Annotated in this window: 18 protein-coding genes and 1 pseudogene; 4 read left to right on the plus strand and 15 right to left on the minus strand. The window is 66.3% G+C overall.

Annotated features, from left to right (window positions below):
* Positions 1-105: 105 nt before the first annotated feature.
* The 3 genes from rpsO to truB form a co-directional block, all read right to left on the minus strand.
* Positions 106-375 carry a 30S ribosomal protein S15 gene (gene rpsO / locus SNAS_RS25285; protein WP_013020319.1) on the minus strand — a complete coding sequence of 90 codons (270 nt, stop codon included), beginning with the start codon at positions 373-375 and terminating at the stop codon, positions 106-108.
* A gap of 104 nt (positions 376-479) precedes the next feature.
* Positions 480-1,415: a bifunctional riboflavin kinase/FAD synthetase gene (locus SNAS_RS25290; protein WP_041626850.1), complete on the minus strand. Its 936-nt coding sequence runs from the start codon at positions 1,413-1,415 to the stop codon at positions 480-482.
* Between the two features lie 277 nt (positions 1,416-1,692).
* Positions 1,693-2,625, minus strand: coding sequence for a tRNA pseudouridine(55) synthase TruB (truB, locus tag SNAS_RS25295; RefSeq protein ID WP_013020321.1), 933 nt, complete (start codon positions 2,623-2,625; stop codon positions 1,693-1,695).
* 114 nt (positions 2,626-2,739) lie between these two features.
* On the opposite strand from truB, the gene SNAS_RS25300 reads away from it, so the two are divergent.
* Complete coding sequence (locus tag SNAS_RS25300) at positions 2,740-3,726, plus strand: hypothetical protein (RefSeq protein ID WP_013020322.1); 987 nt, start codon at positions 2,740-2,742, stop codon at positions 3,724-3,726.
* Here the strand turns inward: SNAS_RS25300 and SNAS_RS25305 are convergent.
* The 9 genes from SNAS_RS25305 to SNAS_RS25345 form a co-directional block, all read right to left on the minus strand.
* On the minus strand, positions 3,723-4,091 hold the full coding sequence (locus tag SNAS_RS25305; RefSeq protein WP_013020323.1) for a nucleoside triphosphate pyrophosphohydrolase family protein: 369 nt from the start codon (positions 4,089-4,091) through the stop codon (positions 3,723-3,725). The genes SNAS_RS25300 and SNAS_RS25305 overlap by 4 nt on opposite strands.
* Before the next feature lie 26 nt (positions 4,092-4,117).
* Positions 4,118-4,654, minus strand: coding sequence for a hypothetical protein (locus SNAS_RS25310; protein ID WP_013020324.1), 537 nt, complete (start codon positions 4,652-4,654; stop codon positions 4,118-4,120).
* 264 nt (positions 4,655-4,918) lie between these two features.
* Positions 4,919-6,088 carry a flavodoxin-dependent (E)-4-hydroxy-3-methylbut-2-enyl-diphosphate synthase gene (gene ispG, locus SNAS_RS25315; protein ID WP_013020325.1) on the minus strand — a complete coding sequence of 390 codons (1,170 nt, stop codon included), beginning with the start codon at positions 6,086-6,088 and terminating at the stop codon, positions 4,919-4,921.
* 12 nt (positions 6,089-6,100) lie between these two features.
* Positions 6,101-7,387, minus strand: a complete 1,287-nt coding sequence (locus SNAS_RS25320; RefSeq protein WP_013020326.1) for a M50 family metallopeptidase — start codon at positions 7,385-7,387, stop codon at positions 6,101-6,103.
* Between the two features lie 36 nt (positions 7,388-7,423).
* On the minus strand, positions 7,424-8,623 hold the full coding sequence (gene dxr / locus SNAS_RS25325; protein ID WP_041625168.1) for a 1-deoxy-D-xylulose-5-phosphate reductoisomerase: 1,200 nt from the start codon (positions 8,621-8,623) through the stop codon (positions 7,424-7,426).
* Between the two features lie 75 nt (positions 8,624-8,698).
* Positions 8,699-10,903 (minus strand): hypothetical protein, encoded by a 2,205-nt coding sequence (locus SNAS_RS25330; protein ID WP_144300633.1) that lies wholly within the window; start codon positions 10,901-10,903, stop codon positions 8,699-8,701.
* A gap of 86 nt (positions 10,904-10,989) precedes the next feature.
* Positions 10,990-13,188 carry a hypothetical protein gene (locus SNAS_RS25335; RefSeq protein ID WP_144300634.1) on the minus strand — a complete coding sequence of 733 codons (2,199 nt, stop codon included), beginning with the start codon at positions 13,186-13,188 and terminating at the stop codon, positions 10,990-10,992.
* Between the two features lie 83 nt (positions 13,189-13,271).
* Positions 13,272-13,970 (minus strand): ABC transporter ATP-binding protein, encoded by a 699-nt coding sequence (locus SNAS_RS25340; protein ID WP_013020330.1) that lies wholly within the window; start codon positions 13,968-13,970, stop codon positions 13,272-13,274.
* 154 nt (positions 13,971-14,124) lie between these two features.
* A complete protein-coding gene (locus tag SNAS_RS25345; RefSeq protein ID WP_013020331.1) occupies positions 14,125-14,541 on the minus strand; it encodes a hypothetical protein in 417 nt (138 codons plus the stop codon).
* 215 nt (positions 14,542-14,756) lie between these two features.
* Between SNAS_RS25345 and SNAS_RS34425 the strand changes: the two genes are divergently transcribed.
* Positions 14,757-15,569 (plus strand): AfsR/SARP family transcriptional regulator, encoded by an 813-nt coding sequence (locus SNAS_RS34425; protein WP_013020332.1) that lies wholly within the window; start codon positions 14,757-14,759, stop codon positions 15,567-15,569.
* 38 nt (positions 15,570-15,607) lie between these two features.
* On the opposite strand, the gene SNAS_RS37795 is transcribed toward SNAS_RS34425, so the two are convergent.
* From SNAS_RS37795 to SNAS_RS25360, 3 genes and pseudogenes are all read right to left on the minus strand, one after another.
* Entirely contained in the window at positions 15,608-15,916 is a 309-nt protein-coding gene (locus SNAS_RS37795; RefSeq protein WP_425281054.1) for a proprotein convertase P-domain-containing protein, read from the minus strand.
* 60 nt (positions 15,917-15,976) lie between these two features.
* Positions 15,977-16,744: pseudogene (locus tag SNAS_RS25355) on the minus strand (endonuclease I family protein); the annotation flags it as partial.
* A 194-nt stretch (positions 16,745-16,938) separates the two neighbouring features.
* A complete protein-coding gene (locus tag SNAS_RS25360) occupies positions 16,939-19,170 on the minus strand; it encodes an MMPL family transporter (protein WP_211207242.1) in 2,232 nt (743 codons plus the stop codon).
* Between the two features lie 117 nt (positions 19,171-19,287).
* On the opposite strand from SNAS_RS25360, the gene SNAS_RS25365 reads away from it, so the two are divergent.
* Complete coding sequence (locus tag SNAS_RS25365; RefSeq protein ID WP_013020335.1) at positions 19,288-20,055, plus strand: TetR/AcrR family transcriptional regulator; 768 nt, start codon at positions 19,288-19,290, stop codon at positions 20,053-20,055.
* Between the two features lie 163 nt (positions 20,056-20,218).
* Positions 20,219-21,775: a protein kinase domain-containing protein gene (locus SNAS_RS33240; protein WP_013020336.1), complete on the plus strand. Its 1,557-nt coding sequence runs from the start codon at positions 20,219-20,221 to the stop codon at positions 21,773-21,775.
* The last annotated feature ends 3 nt before the right edge of the window (positions 21,776-21,778 follow it).

Genomic DNA, 21,778 nt, shown 5'->3' on the forward strand with positions numbered 1-21,778 from the left:
GACGGGCTCAACGTGCCGGGTTTCTTCTTTGCACGGTACCCCGTCACGGGCGGAGGAGGACCGTACGATTCGAGGGAGCGACCTCGTGTCGCTCCCTCGATGGTCTTAGCGGCGGATTCCCAGTCGCTTGATCAGGGACCGGTACCGCTCGATGTCCTCGCTCTGCAGGTACTTCAGCAGCCGACGGCGCTGACCGACCAGCAGCAGGAGGCCGCGGCGTCCGTGGTGGTCGTGCTTGTGCACCTTGAAGTGTTCGGTGAGGTCGGCGATCCGCTTGGACAGCAGGGCCACCTGGACCTCGGTCGATCCCGTGTCGCCTTCGAAGGTGGCGTATTCCTTGATGATGGCCGCCTTGGTGGCAGTATCGAGCGCCATGATCTCCCTTAATTGTCGAGATGAGTGAACACGTACCCACGGCGTCGGGCAGGCACGTGCGTTCGCGAACGTCGCGATGAACCTGTCAACGGTAGCAGACGGGCCTACAGGCCCAGCACCTTGCGGGTATCGATCACATCGGCGTCGATCTGCGCGATCAGCGCCGGAAGCGCGTCATAGGTGCGCTGTTCCCGCAGCCGGGCCACGAAGTCCAGGCTCACCGGTTCGCCGTAGATGTCGGTGTCGAAGTCGAGGATGTGGGCCTCGACGGTGCGGCCGGTGCCGTGGAACGTCGGGTTCGTGCCGACGCTGATCGCGGCGGCCAGTGGCTCGGGCGATCCGGCCCAGGTCAGCCAACCGGCGTACACGGCGTCGGCCGGAATCGCGGCATGCTCGGCATGCCGCAGGTTCGCCGTCGGGAACCCCAGCTGGGTACCGCCCCGGTTCGCGCCGCGCACCACCATGCCGGACAACCGATGCGGACGCCCCAGTGCCTCAGCTGCGGCCTCGACATCCCCGTCGGTCAACCGCGACCGCACGAACGTCGAACTGAACACCGTCGCGGACTCCCCCACCGGCTTCACGGCCTCGACGGTGAACCCGAACTCGGTCCCGAGCTCGGCCAGCGTCCCGGTGTCCCCGGCGGCCTTGTGCCCGAACCGGAAGTTCTCCCCCACCACCACGTGCTGGGCGCCCAGTCCTCCGGCCAGCATGTCGCGGGCGAAGTCCCGGGGCGACAACTGCGACAGCTCCCGGGTGAACGGCAGCACGCACAACCCGTCGGCCCCGAGCTCGGCGATGAGGTCCCCACGCCGATCCAGCTCGGTCAGCACGGCGGGATGGGTCCCGGGCCGCACCACCTCGGACGGGTGCGGATCGAAGGTCACCACGACACTGGACACCCCGGCCTCACGAGCGGTCGCCACGGCCCGTCCGATGACGTGCTGGTGTCCACGGTGCACTCCGTCGAAGACGCCGATGGTTACCACCGACCGCCCCCAGCTCCCCGGAGTGGCATCGATTCCGCGCCAACGCTGCATGGCGAACATCTTTACCTACCCATACGACGCAGCCGTTCCCGGGTGCGTCCGGCTTGCCCGCCACCACAACCCGGCGGTCGCCTCGGCCCCGGCCCACCGGCCGCAGCCGTAGCGGCCCCGACCATCGCGGCTTACTGTCCGGCCGCCGAAGGCTGGCCGTGGGGCCATCGCGGCCCGCCATTCGGCCACCGCCCGGCGTGGCTTCCGGGGCCCGTGACCAGCCGATGCCACGGCGGGTCGATCCGCTTCCGCCGTCCGGCCGCCGCAGGCTGGCCGGTCAGCCTCCGCTGGGAGCCAGCACGATCTCGGGGCGGGCGCCGCGACCGTCCTCGGTCAGCACCGCCACCACCACGTCGCCGGGCCCGACGGCCGCGTATGGGCCGGGCTGGCCCGACGGGGTCAGCTTCTGGCCGTAGCCCAGCTTGCGGGTCTCCTCGGCCTCGATCTCGCGGATCGGCATCAGCCGCCGAACCGTCTCCACAGTGGTGTGCGTGATCGGGTTGTCGGTGCCCGACAGCTCATCCAGCGTGCGGGCCTCCGCCAACGTGAAGCCCCCAACCCGCGTGCGACGCAGCGCGGTCAGGTGCCCGCCCACGCCAAGCGCCGCGCCCAGATCGCGGGCGATCGCCCGGATATAGGTACCCGAGGAGCAGTCGACGCTCACGTCCACATCGAGGTGGTCCTCGCCGCGAGCGATCGCCGTGACGTCCAGCCGGGAGATGGTCACCGGACGCGCCGCCAGCTGCACGTCCTCACCGTCGCGCACCCGCTTGTAGGCGCGCTGGCCGTTGACCTTGATCGCGCTCACCGCGCTGGGGACCTGCTCGATCTCACCGCGCATCGGTTCCAGGGCCGCGTATATGTCCGCCTCCGTGACGGCGGCGGTGTCAGCGGTCGCGGTCACCTCGCCCTCCGCGTCGTCGGTCACCGTGGCCTGCCCCAAACGGATGGTGGCCTGGTACGCCTTGTCGCAGCCGGTCACGTAGGTCAACAGCCTGGTGATCCGTCCGACGGCCAGCACCAGCACCCCGGTGGCCATCGGATCGAGGGTGCCGCCGTGGCCGACCTTGCGGGTCTTGGCCAGCCGCCGCATCCGGGCCACGACGTCGTGCGAGGTCATGGCGGGGGGCTTGTCGACGACGACGAATCCGGTCAGGTCCTGGCTCACGGCCGCCAAGCCTATGCCACCGCACCGGCCCGGCCCGCCCATGTCCGCCCGCTCCCACCTCAGCGGACGGTGAGTGGCCGCTTGCTGCACTTTATGGACCTTTCTTGGAGCAGGCCCCTAGGCTCGCCAACCTGCCCAACGCAAAGGAGCATGCAAATGTCTAGATTGCGTCGCATCGCGATGTGGGCGGTGCCCGGCCTGGCGGTGGCACTGACGACCGCCGCCTTCGTCCTGCCCGCCAACGCCGAACCCACGGTCGATCGGGACAAACTGACCACCGCCCAGAAACTCAAACTCGACAACGCCTGGGTCGACCCCTCCGCCGACCTGCAATTCGGTACCGAGCCGCTGGCCTCGGTGCGCACCGCCGCCGAGGCCGCCGTCCCCGGCGCGTCCTGCCAGATCAGCGTCGACGCGGCGGTGGCGCTGTCCATCGCCATGACCTGGCCCGAGACCGCCCCGTCCGGGGAACCGCCCTCGCCCATGACCCTGTCCCGCTACGACACCCAGCCCACGCTCGGCGACCCCGAGGGTCGCGCGCCCGGCCTGTGGTTCCACCCCGGCATTGGAATGTGGCAGATGGACTCGGCGGGGCTCGGCACCGACTACACCGCCGGTGAGGCCATGAACGTCGAGTACACGGCGGGACGCGCGGTGCCCGGTATCCTCGCGTCCTACTGCGACTCCCTCAACGGCGGAGCGTCCGAGGCCTCAGCCCGCCGCGCCGCCTGGCAGCCCTGGGTTGCCTGCTGGGAGGGCGCCTGCGAGGACACCTACCAGCGCGCGCTGGCCGGAGTCGTGACCGTCGACGGCGTCACCAACCTCGGCGGCGCCGAGCCCCGCGAATGCGAGTTCGGCGGTGTCAAGGTCGAGTGCCTGTTCGTCAACGCCGCCAACGCCCAGGGCGCCAACTGGTGGGCCGACCCGGCTGGTGGCCGGTCCCCGGTCGCGGCACCGTTCTACGTGTACCGCCTCACCGAGGGCGACGCCGTCACCGAGATCCGCTACTGGCTGGCCGCCGACTCCGGTGCTGCCACCGACGTCCAGGCGGCCCGCCCGTTCGGCGGCAACGCCCGCGACAGCCTCACCTGGAGCGCGGGCGCCGGTCTGTGCGACATGACCACCGACCGCGGCACCTGCTAGGACCCCGTCCGGCGCGATCCGTCCCCCGTGGACGGATCGCGCCGGTCGTCTTCGCCCGACGGCAAGCGCCCCAAGACCTTGCGGGCGCATTCGTCGACGGTGTCCTGCGGATCGAAGCCGAGACTGGAGATCGCCACCAGGGACGAGATCACCACGTCGGCCAGTTCCGCGGCGGTCTGCTCTCGCGTGTGGGTCACGCCCTTGCGGGGATTGCGACCCAACGCGCCGATCCAAGCGGCCGCCGCCTCGCCAGCCTCCTCGGTGACCTTCAGGATCCGGCAGGTCAACTCGTGATCACCGGTTCCGTTGGAATTGTCGAGCCAGGAAGTCGAGGCGGCGACCGCCTCCCACGTCGTTTCTGCCACGCGGGAAGTCTAGGACCGGTTTGTGACTATCCGGCCGGCTCCAGTTCCCTCGGTTCGGCGTCGGCCTCGGACTGTTCGCCCCGATCGGCCATCGCGTTGTCCTTCGCGACCTGGTTCATCCGCTCGTACAGCATGCCGCCCGAATGCGCGATGGCGCCCACGAGCGCGGGCACGACCGGCAGCACCCAGTCGGCGATGAAACCCTCGTGCGGCATGTTGAGGACGAACACCGCCGAGGCGGCGACGACGAATCCCTGGACGGTGGCACGCCACGCGGCCCGTCCGGCGTCGACGACGGCCGCGCGACGCTCGGCGACCATGTCGTGAAGTTCGCTGAGGGCCCCCACATCCCGGCGACCCAGGTAGACGCCTCCGACACCGCAGGTGACCGAGGCGCCGAATACGGCGGCCACGAGCTCGTTCTTAGTGATCACATAGCACAGCAGGAACACCGCACCACCGGCCGCGACACAGATTCCCGACTTGATCCAGTCGGACTTCTGTCCCGGATACCAGTAGTACTTGGTGACGCCTTCACCCAGTTCCCGAACAACCCTGCCCATTGCGACGGCTCCCCTCGAACTAACCCGTGACTGGTTGACGGTTGAGTCGTTGACCATTGCGTACAGGAGTCATTATCGCGATGACGGCCTGCCACGGTGCGTGTTCTCACAGATCCGATTATGACACTAATGTCCGTTTTAGCGCTTCCCAACCGGCTGTCACGGGGAGAAACAGTTACCTGACACCCACTCAACACCCCCGCCCGGAGCGGAAGTGTCGGATTTGCGACGTTTCAGGCGTCGGATTTGCGTCAATGCAATCTGTCAGTGCACTTCTACGACCGGACCTGCCAGTTCGCGAAGTTCCTCGGGAATCTCGGCGCCCATCTCGTCGGCGAGCCGCAGTGCCTCGGTGATCAGCGTTTCCACGATCAGCGACTCCGGCACGGTCTTGATGACCTCGCCCTTGACGAAGATCTGGCCCTTGCCGTTGCCGGAGGCGACCCCCAGGTCGGCCTCGCGCGCCTCACCCGGTCCGTTGACGACACAGCCCATGACGGCCACCCGCAGCGGCACCGGCAGCCCTTCCAGGCCCGCGGTCACCTCTTCAGCGAGCTTGTACACGTCCACCTGGGCGCGGCCACAGGACGGACACGACACGATCTCCAGGCCCCGCTCCCGCAGCCCCAGCGACTCCAGGATCGCGTTGCCGACCTTGACCTCCTCGACCGGCGGCGCCGACAGCGACACCCGGATCGTGTCCCCGATGCCCTCGGACAGCAACGCGCCGAACGCGGTCGCCGACTTGATGGTGCCCTGGAACGTCGGCCCGGCCTCGGTGACGCCCAGGTGCAGTGGATAGTCGCACTGCTGCGACAGCAGCCGGTACGCCCGCACCATGACCACGGGGTCGTTGTGCTTGACGGAGATCTTGATGTCGCGGAAACCGTGCTCCTCGAACAGCGAGCACTCCCACAGCGCCGACTCCACCAGTGCCTCGGCGGTCGGTTTGCCGTACTTGGTCAGCAACCGCTTGTCCAGCGACCCGGCGTTGACGCCGATCCGGATCGGGGTGCCGGCGGCCTGCGCGGCCTTGGCGATCTCGCCGATCTTGTCGTCGAACTTCAGGATGTTGCCCGGGTTGACGCGCACCGCAGCACAACCGGCGTCGATCGCGGCGAACACGTACTTCGGCTGGAAGTGGATGTCGGCGATGACGGGGATCTGCGACTTCTTCGCGATGGCGGGCAACGCTTCCGCGTCGTCCTGACTCGGCACCGCGACCCGCACGATCTGGCAGCCCGAGGCGGTCAGTTCGGCGATCTGCTGCAACGTGGCGTTGATGTCGGCGGTGACGGTGGTGGTCATCGACTGGACACTCACCGGCGCGCCGCCACCCACGATCACGCCGCCCACGTTCAGGGCACGCGTCTTGCGGCGCTCGGCCAGAGCGGGCGGAGGTGCTTGCGGGATACCAAGACTCACAGCGGTCATTACGGAGGGCTCCTAATTGAACAGTGTGATCGGGTTGACGATGTCAGCGGTGACCGTCAGGACGGTGAACCCGATCATGATCGCCAACACGGTATACGTCAGCGGCATCAGTTTCATGTAATCGACGCGCCCTGGATCGGGTTTGTTGCGCTTCTTGGCGATCCAGGATCGGACCTTCTCGAACCACGCGATCGCGATATGGCCGCCATCCATGGGCAGCAACGGAAGCATGTTGAAAACGCCGATGAAGAAGTTCAGGGTGATGAGCAGGTAGAAGAACATCTCCCACAGGTCGTTCTCCACCATCTCGCCACCGAGTCGGCTGGCGCCAACGACACTCACCGGAGTGTCCTTGTCGCGTTCCTCACCGAAGATCGAGTTCCACAGCGCCGGGATCTTCTCGGGGATGCGAGTCATCGCCTCGCCCATCTTCACCGCCATGTCACCGGTCATGGTGACCGCGGCACCGACGCCGTCGACAGGTCCGTAGGTGACGGTGCCCGGGACGGTGGGGTTCTGCTGCGAGATGCCGACCTGGGTGACCTCCTGGGTCTTGCCGTCGGTTCCCTTGATCTCCACCGTCTTCGGCGCGACCTTCTTGGTCAGCGTCTTACCGTCGCGCTCGATCGTGAAGGTGGCTTCCTTGCCGGGGGGCAGCGCCCGGATCGCGTTGATGGCGCACGACCACGACGTCGGGTCGAGCTGCTCGCTGGTGCCGGGAACCCGGCACTCCTCACCGGCGACCTGCTTGCCCGCGACCTTGATGAGCGTGTCCCCGGATTTCAGTCCGCCCGTCTTGGCGGGCGCTTCGGGGTCCTCGTCCGAGCACTCGGCCCGGCTGGCGTCGGTGATGAGACAGTCCGAGACGGTGATCTTCGTGGAAGTGTTGATCTCGTTGGCGAACGCCGGGTTCGGGGCCGCGACGAACGACACCATGATCCACAGGATCAGGAACCCCAGGATGAAGTGCACCGTCGACCCGGCGGCGAGCACGATCGTGCGCTGCCACACCGGTTTGCGCCAGAAAACCCGGTGCTGCTCCTCGGGAGGGGTCTGGTCCTCTTCCTCCTCCTGCGGCGTCATCCCGGCGATCTTGACGAAACCGCCCAACGGGATCCACTTCACGCCGTATTCGGTCTCCCCCTTACGGAACGAGAACATCGTCGGACCGAACCCGACGAAGAACCGCGTCACCCGCATCCCGAACATCTTCGCGGTGCCCATATGGCCGGCCTCATGGAGGCTGACCGAGATCAAGATGCCCAGGGCGAACAGCACCAACCCAACGACGTAAGCCATCTACACCCTCTGCTCTACGGCCGTATCCACCACGGCTCACTTCGCCACCCGCGCGATCCGTTCGCGCGCCGTGTCTCGCGCCCACTTCTCGGCCGCCAGCACGTCATCGACGGTACCTGGTTCGTCAAATCCGGGCGTGGCCGCTAGGACCTCCGCCACAGTGTCGACGATCCCCAAGAACGGCAGCTCACCCTTAGTGAACGCGTCCACGCACTCCTCGTTCGCCGCGTTGTAGATCGCGGGCAGGCACCGCCCCGTCCTACCCGCCTCCCGCGCCAGGTTCACCGCCGGAAACGCCTCGTCATCCAACGGGAAGAACTCCCAGGTGTGCGACCGCGTCCAGTCCACGGCCTTCGCCACCCCCGCCAACCTTCTCGGCCACGCCAGCGCCAACGCGATCGGCAACTTCATGTCGGGCGGCGACGCCTGCGCGATCGTCGACCCGTCCACGAACTCCACCATCGAATGAATCACCGACGTCGGATGCACCATCACAGCGATGTCGTCATACCCGATGCCGTACAACTCATGGGCCTCAATGACCTCAAGCGCCTTGTTCACCATCGTGGCCGAGTTGATCGTCACCACCGGCCCCATGGCCCACGTCGGGTGCGCCAGCGCCTGCTCCACCGTCACATCGGCCAACTCGTCCCGAGTCCTCCCCCGAAACGGCCCCCCGCTGGCGGTCACGACCAACCGCCGCACCTCCTCGGCCTTCCCACTCCACAGACACTGGGCCAACGCCGAATGCTCACTGTCCACGGGCACGATCTGCCCCGGCTCGGCCAACCCCCGCACCAACGCCCCACCGGCGACCAGCGACTCCTTGTTGGCCAACGCCAACGTCCGCCCCGCCTTCAACGCGGCCAACGTGGGCGCCAACCCGATCGACCCCGTAATCCCGTTCAACACGGTGTCACAAGGCCAAGCCGCCAGCTCCTCCATAGCGGTAGGCCCGGCAATGATCTTCGGCAACCGATACTCGCCCTTGGAATACCCGTTCTTCTCCGCCACAGCGTAAAACGCCAGCTGCAACTCCTGGGCGGCACAAGACCGATGAATGGCCACCACATCCACCCCGAGCCCGAGCGCCTGCTCGGCCAACAACCCGGGGTTGGACCCCTGCGCCCCAATCCCCACGATGCGCAACTTGTCGGGGTTCGCCTGGGCCACCTCGATGGCCTGCGTCCCGATGGAACCGGTGGAACCGAGCAGTACGACGTCACGAGTGGTCACGCGGCCATTGTCGCGCAACGGCCGATCTCGATCTCCGGCCAGGTCCTCGGATGTGGCGAGACCCCGCGCGCGACATCAATCAGCCCCGGACGGCCGCCACCGCCGCGCCTGCCGGACCGCGACCTGCCCGGCCCACAGGGACATGGCAGCGGACAGGACGAGCGTGACGATCACGATCGTGGCCACGAGTCCGGGTGAGATGAATCCGGCGAAGTCAAGCGGTTTGGCCAGCCAGACTCCCACGGCCAGACTGGCCCCGATTCCCAGACACAACGGCAGTGACACAACCCAAGCGGCACCCGTTCGAAACACGGTGAACCTTCCAGTGAGGACTGTCAGTGGCGCCAGGGACTTGCCATGACGAAGAAACTCAGCGGCCCCCGACAATGCCGCCGCGGCGGCCATGATCGCCACCGCTATGACGCCGAACAGGAAAACCCACCGCGACTGGTCCCGCAGAGCCGCACTGTAACCCGTGTCGCCAGTCGTGAGCTCGATCTCGGCGCCACTCGGCAAGTATCGATACGCGGTTTGCTTCATCGTCGGAACATCGATGTCATGTCCTCGTTCGTCGAATATCAGCAACTCCGGGGAGTAACCCCCGGTTTGCGAGGCAACGATGTCAACAAGCCGATCGGTGACATCCACTGTCATGACCGGCATGGGTTCCCCTTCATCAATGTGGTCGAGCCCGTGGACAGCCCCGAACGCCACATCGCTCAGCCATTGGTCCATCCGTTTCGCGTCGGCGAACTCCACCGACGCCCCGTCCTGACATTTCAGACCGGTCGATCTCAGATCGCCACACGATCCATGAACCGTCACGAACTCCTCGTCGCCGTCACCGTCGCGTCGGGTCACGGCAATGGGTCTCGAGTGTGGAGACAGCCTGTCGAGAAAGCCTTCGATGTCCGCCCTCCCGCCGAGTTCAGCACTTTCACTCTCAATCTGTACCGCACCGCGGCCCAGGAGCTCCTGTCGTTGCTCGGCGAACAACGACTGGCTCGCGAATATGCTCTGCCAGCCGACGGCTTGCAGGAACAGGAACACGCCAATGGTGATGCCAGCGACCATGCGCCCGGTCGCGGGTGAATGCACCGCGGTTCGGCGGCCCGCCACCAGCTGTCCGGCATTTCGCCGTGCCCGCCCCAGCTTCGCCAGGACACGACCCGACACGATGGTCCCCGCGGCGACGATCGCTGGCAACGTCAGTGCTGTGCCCACGGTTCCGAGCCACCCGCAGTAGACGTACCGAGGGGTTCCCGGAGCGAACACCAGGTCCGGCAGAAACACCGCGGTGAAGATCATGATCGGGCACAGCGCTGCCCACCCCCACGTCAGCGGGCGCATGGAGCCCACGGGCCTGGTACTGGCGCCACCTCGCTTCGCACTGGTGTGACGCCTGTGCCGGTTGGTCCACACCACCGTGCTCATCACCAGCGCGAACGCCCCCAATATCGCCAGCACGACGTTCACCGCCACGCCTCGCATGTCGGCCGCCGACATCACGTAGCCGATCACCGGCACCGGCACGTCGACGAACATGGAGACGGCCGCGGCGCAACCGGTGACCACGGCGCCGGTGGACACCGGACGCCAAGCCTCGCCGATGCTCAACCACACCCGGTCTCGACCTCGTCCGCCAAGCGCGGTCACCAGCGCGATGCGTCGATCTCTCAGATGGGAACCGGTTCGCGACGCCACGAACACGAACGCCAGGGCGGGAGCCACCAGCAATCCGAAGACGAGCAACCGCGGCGACCATTCAGGACGATCGTGGCTGTGGAAGCCGCCCAGCGCCCACTCATCCCTGGTATCTCCGAATGCGATCACGCGTGTCACGTTCGGGTCGCCCGGATCGAGACCGTCGCGCGCCCCCACATAGGCCATTCGCTCCATCGGGTCCGTCAAACCGTCCTGACCGACAGTCCCCACCGGCGTCCCGTACCGCTGCTCGATGTTCTCGGATGTCCCATCCTCCCGCAGCGCGGGTGACAGGAGCACCTCGCCGGGCCCAGGCCATGTGTCGACACCAGGCGGCTTCGTCGCATTCTCTCCGGGATCGACGACAACCACGTCAAATGTCCGACCGTCCGCCAGACTGTCGTCCCGGAACTTCATGAGGACCACGGAATCCGGATCGTCCGTATCCTCCGCCTCCACAGCCAATCTGGCCTGGGTGCGCTCCCAGACACCCGCGTAGCCAGCGTGCACGGCGACCAGCGACACCAAACCGAGACTCAGCAAGACCGTCGCCAACAGCAGCGAAACGAACCGCACGTCCCCGGACTCACCCCGCCGCCCAGCGACCCGACCGACGGCCAACAGCCGCCGCGTCAATGATCCTCGTCCGTCCAGCGCCATAGTCAGTCCAATCCCGAGGGTCGCCATTGCCGGGCCTGCCGGACCGCGATCTGGCCCGCCCATACGGACATGGCACCGGAGAGCGCGAGCGTGGTGACCAGGACTGTGGACACGAGTCCAGGCGAGACGAATCCACCCTGGTCAAAGGGTTTCGCCAGCCAGGTCCCGACCGCGAGGCTCACGACCGTGGCCAGGCACATCGCGAGGGACACCATCCATATGGCATTGACACGGAAAATCCGATAGCCACCTGTCAGAACGGTCAGCGGCGCCAAGGCTCGGCCGTGCCTGAGAAACTCCGCGACCGCCGACAACGCTGAGGCGGCCGCCGCGATCGACACCGCGACGATCCCGAGCAACAACGACCAGTTGGATTGATCCCGCTCCGCAGCGCCCACGGTCTCACCGACCAGATCAATGCTCGCGCCCTCGGGCAGAGCCTGATACGCGACACGTTTCAATTCGGGAACATCCAGTTCGCGGCCACGGGTATCGAACAACAGCAGTTTCGGCGAGGAGTCGCCATTCTCCGAGGCCATGACTTTCGCGGAATTGGAATCTACATCGGACTCAAGAGGCGAGAAGAATCCATCCATCCCTCCGCCGGTCAATTCTTCTTCCGACACGTACCCGTATATCGCCGTCCGAAGCCAGGGTTCCAGCCCGGAGATCGCGGCAACGTCTTTCATCACCCCATCGCGACAAGCCAATCCGGCCGACCGGATGTCGCGGCATTCCCCGTGAATCACCTTGAGGTCATCACCGTCCTCTGTTTCAGCGGTGGTGAGCGCCAGTGAGGCCACGTGCGTTGGCAATCGATCGAGAAAGTCCTGAATCTGTTTCTCTGTCCCGAGCTCGGACGCCTCGTTCTCAATGTGGACGGCGGAATGCCCGATCTCCTGGCTTGCCCGTTCGGTGGCGATGGATGCCTTGGCCGAGTTTCCCTGCCAGGCGACGGCTTGCAGAAACACGAATATGCCTACCGTGAGCCCGGCGATCAATCGGGCGGTGGGTCCGAAGTGGTTGGCGATGCGGCGTCCGGCCACCAGCGGCGCGGGCCGACGCCTTCGCAGTCCAACCCGGGCGAGCGACCAGCCGACGAGAATGGTCGCCGACGCGATGACGGCGGGAAGCGTCACAGCTGTCCCCGCGATACTCGCGAACTTGACGAGGATGCTCGGTGGCGTCCGGGGCGGGAACAACACTTCGGAGAAGTACACGGCTGTGGCGACGCACACCGGACACAGGAGCGCCCACAACCACAATGACCTGCGCACCACCCCGACCGGACGCGTACTGGCGCCACCTCGCCGCGATCGTCGCACTCGCTTGTGTCGGTTGGTGTACACGGTCGTCGCCAGAACCAGGCATCCCGCCGCCAAGACCGCGGCACCCAGCCAGCCAGCTGATTCACGCAGGTCCGCGGACGAGAGAACGTAGCCGGTCACCGGTATCCGCACATCCACGATGGCGGGGACGGCGACCGCGAGTGCCGCCGCGGATGATCCCCAGACCACCGGTCGCCATGCTTCACCGACACTCAGCCAAGCCCGGTCGCCTCGCCGTCCCCCCAGGGCGGTGATCAGGGCGATGCGGCGATCGCGGGAGTGTGAACCGGTACGCGCCGCCACCAACGTCAACGCCAGTCCGGGAACCACGACCAGGATCGCCACCAGAAGCTGAAGAGCCCATTTAGGACTGTCGTGGGTGTAGTAGGTACCGCTGAACGGTGGGTCCGTGCTTCCGCCGAATCCGGCGATCTCCTGCACCCCGGTGTCGCCGGACGTCAACTCCTCGACGGGATTGACGAAGACCAACCGTTCGGAGGGGTCCGCCAACCCCTCCTGCCCGATGGATCCCGCGAGCTTGCCGTAACGCTTCGAGATTCCCTCGGCGGCACCCTCTCGAAGCAGCGCCGGAGAACCGAGGAACTCCCCCGGTTTCGGCCAGCGCCGAACTCCCGGCGGCACCGGCGCGTCCCGTGACGACGGTGAAACCAGCACCACATCGTACGCCCGGTGATCCTCCAGATCGTCGCTTGTGTACTTCAACAACAGGTCGGCTTTCGCGCCCCCGTTCGCGGAGGCGGGAATGGGTGTACGCGCTTGCGCCCGCTCATGTTTGCCGCCATATCCGACATCCACAGCGGCCAGCGCCGCCAACCCCACGGCGAGGACGAATGTGGCGAGCAGCAAAGCCACGTACCGAACTCCCCCCGACTCACCCCGGCGTCCCGCGACCGTCCCGATCGAGATCAAGCGGCTCGTCAGCGACCGCTTTCGCATCACGAAACGGCCTCCTTGATCGAAACGGTTTCCAGCGCGCCGTCAACGATGCTCACCACGCGATCCGCTCGTGCCGCCACCGCCAGGTCGTGCGTCACCAGCAGCATTCCGCAGGAGTGGCGTTTGGGCACGTCGAACAACATGCCAGCGGTCTTGTCACGGGCTTCGGCGTCCAGGGCACCGGTCGGCTCATCGGCCAACAGCAGCACCGGAGAGTTGATGAGCGCTCGGGCCACCGCGGTGCGTTGCCGTTCTCCGCCCGACAGCGAGGCGCTCGTCTTGGCCTCCGGCACCCCGAGCTCATCCAGCAGCGCCTGAGCGCGCTGGTAGATGTCGGCCGATGCCTTGCGCGCCAACATAGCCGCCAAGGCGACGTTCTCCACCGGACTGAGCTCCGGCAGCAACTCTCCGAACTGGAACACCATCCCGATCGACTCGGCCCGTGTCTTGGCCAGGCCCCGCGAACCCAGCTTGGTGATCTCGGTACCGGCCACCCGCACCGAACCCCGATCCGGTCGCAGCAGCCCCAATACACACGACAACAAGGTCGACTTGCCGGAGCCGCTGGGACCCAGCACCGCCAAGGTCTCCCCAATGGCCACCGACAGCTCCAGTCCGGAGAACAACCGGCGATTGCCGATGGCATAGTCCAGCTCGGTTATTTCCAGTGCGACACCATCCACATCGCTGTTCCGCAACGTGAAGCACCTCCCGTATTCCTCGTGACGGGATCGTCACTCATCTATTTGCGTGCACGAGACTGTACATTGGCCTCGCTCACCCGACGGCCGAGCTTTCACGCACGGCCAAGGGCGCGCAACCCCATGAGTACCGGTCACGCGCCCCATGGGATCAGGCAGTGAAGTGCTGGTATCCCGAGCAGTCGTCCTCTTCGTAGTCGAGCTGTATGCAGCCGCGGAACTTGTAGACCTTCCCCTCGGTGAGGTTGAGGTCGTGCACGTCCGTGGCTCCCTCCTCATACGGCCCCACCAGGGTGCTGAAGCTGGGGGATCCCTTTCTCGCGTACTCCAGGTAGATTCGGTTTCCGGCCGACTTCTGGCGGTAGAGATAGAACTTGTCGTCCGCGTGCTTGAATTCCACGTACCCGGCGTAATCCGGTTCCCCGAACGTGTACGTGTACACATTGATCTTCTCGTCCGAGCCCCGAGGCGATGGTCCGTCATCGGCCGCCGCCGGAGTCGACAGCAACCCGACGGTGCCGAGCGCGGCGAGAGTGGTCACCGCTACCGCCCTAATGGTTTTGCGCATGCGAATGCACCTTTCCGTCATTCTCGAAGGATGGTTCCCCGAACCGATTCCTTGGATTAATCCCGTTGAAGTTCTCCCCGGGGAGAACTTCAACCAACGTAGGCAGCTAATGCATGATCAACGCATGACAATCGCATGGGGACTGTCCTGCTCCTGTTGACACACCGCTATAGCCTGGCGCGCACGGTGTTTCAGCTTGCCCACGGGAGGAATTCATGGCACCTCGTTTCAGGTTGCTGGGCCCGGTTCACCTGGACGGCGATGTCCGCGCGATCACTCCCGCAACTCACCTTCGTCGCGGACTTCTCGTCTCGCTGGCCACCCGCCCCAACCACACGATTGCCTTCGAGCGCCTTCTCGACTGCCTGTGGACGGAACCGACAAGGTCCGCCCGATCCAACCTCCGCACTCAGCTTTCACTGCTGCGCAAGGATCTTGAGTCTGCTCAACCTGGCCTGTCACAGCGCCTGACTGTCATACGAGGTTCGCGATCCAGTGGTGGCGACGGGGGCGGAGTCCGTCTTGACGCCTCCGATGACGAGATCGATGTGCTGTGGGCACAAGATCTTCTGAACTCGGCGATCGAATACCTTCGCGGCCAGCCACAGCGACTGTCACAGGTGGAGGAACGCTGCCGTCACGCGTTGGGTTATTTCAGCGGCGACATCGGTGTCGACCTGCCGTCAACGGCCTGGTTCGACGAGCATCGCGAGCGAGTTCGGCGACTGCGACTCTCGCTTTTGGAGACCCAGTGCACGGTTCAGTTGCTGTCGGATCGCCCTGCCGCGCTGCTTCGGGACCTCGCCGATGAGTTGGAGAGCTTTCCGTTCCGGGAACCGTTGTGGCGCCTGCTCATCACCGGTCCCGCCATCGGCGGGGATATTCAGCAGAGCTTGTCCACATTCAACAGGTGCCGGATGACATATGGGGAGCTCGGGCTCGATCCACCGGGTAAGTTGATCGCGCTTCAGCGTCCGTTGCTGGACAACGACACCGATGTGTTGCGCAAGTTGTTGCGGGAGGGGTGAGGTGTGGGGGTGAGACAGGCGGCTCACCCCCACGGGTGTTAACCGAGGTTGAGGGTCCAGGAGTTGATGGTGCCGGTGTTGCCCGTCGCGTAGTCCTTGACGCTCAGGCGCCAGGTTCCGTTGGCCGGTTCGGTGTCGAGGTCGACCGTGTAGGTGTGTTTGAGGTCGGCGCCGGAGTCTCCGGTGCGTTTGAGGACGTAGTAGGTGCCGTCGGGGGCGTAGAGGTAGATCGACAGTTCGCCTCGGTTGGGGTGGGTGATGTCGACGGTTGTTTGGCTGGTGGTTGAGGCGTTGCCGGTGCAGCCGGAGACGGTGATGTCGCTGGTGACGATGGCGTTGTCCCGCAACGTGACGGGGTTGGCGTTGGTGGCCGGGTCGCAGGTGGGTGGGTCGGTGGGGGTGCCGCCCCAGATGGTGTTGACCCATTCGGGGTGGTCGATGAAGGGGTTGCGGTTGTGTTGGTACTTGGAGTAGATGACCTCGTTGCGGTTCTTCTCGAAGGTTGAGGGTGGGTCTTGGGCCGACCATTCTTTGAGGACGGACAGGCGGCCGTGGAACGGGGCGGAGTTGTTCTCGACCTTGTCGTTGGGTTCGAGGTTGGCGAAGGCGTCTTCGCCTTCGTAGCGGACCGCCATGTAGAGGATCATGCGGGCCACGTCGCCCTTGTCGGCGTCGCGGGGTTCGAAGGAGTCGGAGTCGTAGAAGTTGCCCGGGGCTTGGGTGACTTCTTTGCCGCCGTTGTCGAAGTCGAGGTTGTTGCGGGTGGAGTTGACGACCGGGTTGGCGGGGCGGAGGTGGTGGATGTCGGTGCCGGGTCCGATGGTGGTGCCGAAGTCGCCGTGGCTCTTGGCCCATACGTGTTCGCGGTTCCAGTCGCTGCTGGACGCGGGGACGGAGGTGCCGTTGTAGATGAGGACGACTTTGCTGGGGTCGGACGGGTCGGCGTCGGTTTCCTTGAGGGCCTCTTTGGCTTCGCTGTAGGAGAGTTGGTCGTTGCCGCTGATGATGTCGTTGAGGCCGGACTTGAGGGCTTCGCCGGTGAGGCCGTCGACGGCGTCGTAGTAGCCGTCGGGGATGGCGGTGGGTTCGTGGGCGGACGCTGGGGCGGCCAGGAGGAGGTAGGAGCCGGTGAGTAGAGCCGCTGTGAGCAGGGCAGGGCGGAGTGTGGGGCGCATGGGGTATTCCTTGCCGGGGGCGATAGGGGGTTGCTATCGAGGAATGTCAATCTGTTCTCAGCGTTACAGGCGTACGGTTGGCGCGCGTCGGCCGAAAGGATGGTGCACTTGCGACAAACCACTGAAGACCGGGGATGGTGGGGACGTGAAAACGGGCCGAGGCGTACAGCCTCGGCCCGTTGAAGAGGGGGCGGTTACTTTCCGGCGCCCACCAGTTCGCGCTCGGGGGCGGGTTCGGGGTCTTCGCCTTCCTTCACGCCGTACTTCGCGTAGAAGATGCCGAGAAACCGGGGTGCCCACCAGTTGGCGCGCCCCAGGATGCGCATGGTCGCGGGGACCAGGAGCATGCGGACCAGGGTCGCGTCGACGAAGATCGCCACCGCCATGCCGATGCCGATCATCTTCAGGAAGACGATGCCTCCCATGGCGAAGGAGACCACGACGACGATCAGCAGGAGGGCGGCGGAGGTGATGATGCCGCCGGTGCGCTGGAGTCCGGTGAGCACCGAGGCGGTGTTGTCACCGGTGCGGTCCCATTCCTCGCGGACCCGGGACAGTAGGAAGACCTCGTAGTCGGTGGAGAGTCCGAACAGGAGGACGACCATGAGCAACAGGTTGGACGGTTCCAGGTAGCCCGAGGGGGTGAAGCCCAGGAGGTTGGACAGGTGGCCTTCCTGGAAGATCCACACGATGACGCCGAAGGACGCTCCGATGGAGACGATGTTCATCAGGATCGCTTTGAGCGGCAACAGGATCGAGCCGAAGGCCAGGAAGAGCAGCAGCAGGGTCACCGCCGCGACGTACAGGCCCAGCCAGGGGAGGCGTTCGCCGATGTCGGAGAACTGGTCGTTGAGCTGGGCCGGCATGCCGGTGACCTCGACCGTGCCCTGTGTCGGAGGTTCGAGGGCGAGGATCTCGTCGGCGAGATCGCGGGCCTCGGGGCTTTGGGCGTCGGCGTCGTAGCGGACCTGCAGGACCGCTGAGTCGAGGTTGGACTCCAGGGGGGTGACCGCTTCGACGAGGTCGAGGTCCTCGACGTCCTCTATGGTCTGCGCCAGCGAGACGTCGCCCCCGCCGTCGACGAAGATCGTCAGGGTGCCGTCCTTGCCGTTGGGGAAGTCCTTCTCCATCGTCTCGGTGACGGTGCGGCTCTCGGTGCCCGACGGGAGGACCTTCTCGTCGACGGTTCCGAAGGCGGCGTTGAGGAACGGGCTGGCCAAGACGGCCAGGATCGCCAGGACGCCGATGATGTAGAGCGCGGGACGGCGCATGACGCTGCCGCCGATCTTCGACCAGACGCCGCGTTCCTTGGTGACCTTCTTGCCCTTGCGGCGCCAGGGCATGCGGACGGCGTCGACGCGGTGGCCCAGCACCGCGAGCAGGGCGGGCAGCACGGTCAGGGAGCCGAGCATGGCCACCGCGACCGCGGCCATGCCGCCGTAGGCGATGCCGTGCAGGAACGGCAGCGGGAACAGCAGCAGTCCGGCCAGCGACAGGATGATGGTGAGGCCGGAGACCATGACGGTGCGGCCCGCCGTGGCCATGGTGCGGGACACCGCGTCCTTCTTGGTCTGGCCGTTGTCGAGTTCCTCGCGGAACCGGTTGACGACGAACAGGGCGTAGTCGATGGCCAGGCCCAGGCCGATGATCGTGATGACGTTGATCGCGAACACCGACACGTCGGTGACGTAGGTGAGCAGGCGGGTGATGATGAAGCCGCCCATGATCGCCAGCACGCCCACCAGCAGCGGGGTGGTGGCCGCGACCAGGCTGCCGAAGATGATGATCATGAGGCCCAGCAGGATCGGCATCGAGTAGGTCTCGGCGGTGACCATGTCGGCCTTGGTCTGGGTGTTGACGTCGTCGAATATCGCCGCCTGGCCGCCGAGCGTCGTGGTCAGGCCCTCGGCCTTGAGGTCGTCGCGGATGTCCTCGAACTGTTCGGCCCGGGCGGCGTCGTCCTCGCCGTTGAGGGTGATGGCCACGTAGGTGGAGTGGTCGTCGTCGGACACGAAGGGGTTGGGGTCGTCGTCGATCTCGCCGCAGGTCACCTTGGGGTCGGTGCGGGGGTCGCCCTCGACGATCTTGTCGGCGTAGCAGGAGGAGACCTTCTCGACCTCGTCACGGTCCTCGACGTCGGCGATGACGTCGGTGACGGACTCGGCGAAGTCGGCGTCGGTGACCTTGTCGTCCTTCGACTCGTACAGGGCCACCACGTCGGTGTCCTGACGGCCGAACTCGTCCTCGATGTGGTCCTCGGCCTTGGCGCTCGGGGACTTGTCGTTGTAGAAGCCGCCGTCGGACAGAGAGTCGAATACCCCGGCACCCCACGTCGCTCCTAGCGCGATGACTCCCGCGCCGAGTAGCAGAATGGCCCACCGCAGTCTCACTACGGCGCGGCCCCAGCCTGCGAACAACTCGATCATCTCCTCTGGAAGGGTTGTAACATGGTGTTTCGACTTGGAAGCGAACGCTGTTAACTATGGCGAACGGTGTTCACATCGTCAACTCGGACATCGGACATATCAGGACAAAGGACTTGTGTGAATCAGCCCACTGACGCTCGGGACCGGCGGCAGAAACGCCGCGATGCCACCGCCGCCGAGATCAAGGCAGCCGCCCGGGCACAGCTGGTGGCCTACGGGCCCAACGGGATCTCACTTCGGGGTATCGCCCGGGAGGTCGGACTGTCGGCCCCGGCGGTGTACCGGTACTTCCCCAGCCTGGAGGCCCTGATCGTGGGGCTGTGCGTCGACCTGTACGACGAACTGCGGGAATTCCTTGTGGCGCAGGCGCAGCAGCACGACAACGAGCTGGCCAAACTCGTCGTGGCCGCCCGCGCGTTTCGCGCCTGGGCCGTGGAACACCGTCCCGAGTTCGCCCTGATGTTCGCCAGCCTGGTTCCCGGCGCCGTCCTCACCAAACCCGGCTGCCACTCCGCCGACATCGACCCCGAGGCCGAGCCCTACGCGTCGATGCTGCGGTTCTCACAGACGTTCGGGCACCTCATCACCCGGGTGTTCCAGCAGCCCGAGGAGGAACGCGGCTTCCCCATCAGGATGCCCGCCCTGCCGCCGATGACCGACGCGCTGCGGGCCGAGGTGCAGCGCTGCGCCGAGGCGATCGGGATCGAGGCCCCGATCGAGTTCGCCTACGCGTTCCACTCCTACTGGGTGCGCCTGTACGGCCTGGTCGCGATGGAGGTCTTCGGGCAGCTGCCGGTGATCCAGGAGGCCGAGGCGCACTTCGACGCCGAATTGTCCGAAATGGCCTCCCGGCTCGGCGTTCCGCTGGGCGTACTCGAATTCTGAGCGATTTCGCCTCACACCGCACCGAAACGGCGTCCGGCTCGTTGTCCCTTACGTGTGAAAACCCGCGGTTATCCGTGACCGACCGGTCACCGTTGTGACAGGTTGACCGTCGGTGTTTTCGAAGATGGCGACCACACCGGAACCGACAGGGGGTTGACGGCTCATGCTGCACGCTGGTGACGTGCTGGCGGGAAGGTACCAGCTGCTCGAACGCGTGGGCGGCGGCGGCATGGGCGATGTGTGGCGCGGTGAGGACCTCTTGCTGCGACGGACGGTCGCCGTGAAGGTATTGCTGGCGAAGCTCGCCGACGAACGCAACTTCCGGGAACGGTTTCTGCGCGAGGCACAGGCCATCGCCACTCTTGAGGGCCCCGGGATCGTCGACGTCTACGACTTCGGCGAGGAGGTCGTCGCCAACGGCACCATCTCCTACCTGGTCATGCAGTTCGTGGACGGGATGGCGCTGTCGCGACGGCTCGCGGGCTGGGGCCGTCTGAACACTCAGGACACTCTGCGGATCGTGTCGCAAGTGGCCGATTCGCTGGAGATCGCGCACCGCTCCGGGATCATCCACCGCGATGTCAAGCCCGGCAACATCCTGGTGCGCGAGGACGGCCGGGTGGTGCTGGTGGACTTCGGGATCGCCCGCACCGAGACGAACCTGACCATGACCACCACCGGAGTGGTGCTGGGGACGGTCACCTACATGTCCCCCGAACAGGCCTCCGGCGAGAAGCTCGGACCGGCCTCCGACATCTACTCGCTCGGCGTCGTGGCGCACCAGTGCCTGGCCGGGCATCCGCCGTTCAAGGCCGACACGCCGCTGGGCGTGCTGTCGGCGCACCTGCGCAACGTCCCGCCCCGGCTGCCCGCCGACGTGCCGCAGCCGGTGCCCAACCTGATCCTGCGCGCCATGGCCAAGGAACCGCACGCGCGCTGGCAGACCGCCGGTGAGTTCGCCGACGCCTGCCGCGGCGCCACCGCCGAACCGGTGACGCCGGTGCCCGAACTCGCCGGGGCCGTCACCACGGTGATCCCCCGGGTGCGGCAGCCCGGGCCGGTCGCGGCCGCCGCCCCGATCCCGGCCACCGCCGCGCCGCTGCCCCAGATCGGTTTCGACGCGCCCCGGCAGCGCACCGGGCCGCCGACCCCTCCCCCGCCGACGCCGCCGGAGGAGACCACCGGCGGTCAGAAACCGCCGAAACGCCGCCGCACCAAGTACCTCGTGTACATCGCGGCGCTGATCCTCGTGCTGCTGGGCACCGCCACGATGACACTGTGGCCGCTGGATCACATCAGCAGCAACCTTCCCGGCGCCGTCGACGAGGCCTCCCGCTCGGCGGGCGCACCCGGCGGGCAGGACGACGCGCAGCCCGGCGGCAAGGGCGACTCCGGATCCAAGGAGAAGTCCAAGAAAAAGAAGAAGTCGCCGTCGCCGGGCGCCAAGGACTCCGGCAGCGCCAGCGACGAGGCCTCGACCTCGGCGTCCTCGCCGGTCCCCGACACGGTGGCCGTCCCCGACGTCATCAACAAGACCGAGGCGGACGCCCGCAGCGCGCTGACCGCCGCCGACCTGCGTCCGGCGATCATCTACGAGGGCGAGGGCGACAACATCTGCTCGGTCATCAGCCAGGACCCGCCGGGCGGACGGCAGCTCAAACGCGGTTCGACCGTCACGGTGACGGTGCGCAAGGCCAAGGAAGGCTGCGACAAGAACTGAGCC

Origin of the sequence: Stackebrandtia nassauensis DSM 44728, from assembly GCF_000024545.1 — a bacterium.
Classification (GTDB): domain Bacteria; phylum Actinomycetota; class Actinomycetes; order Mycobacteriales; family Micromonosporaceae; genus Stackebrandtia; species Stackebrandtia nassauensis.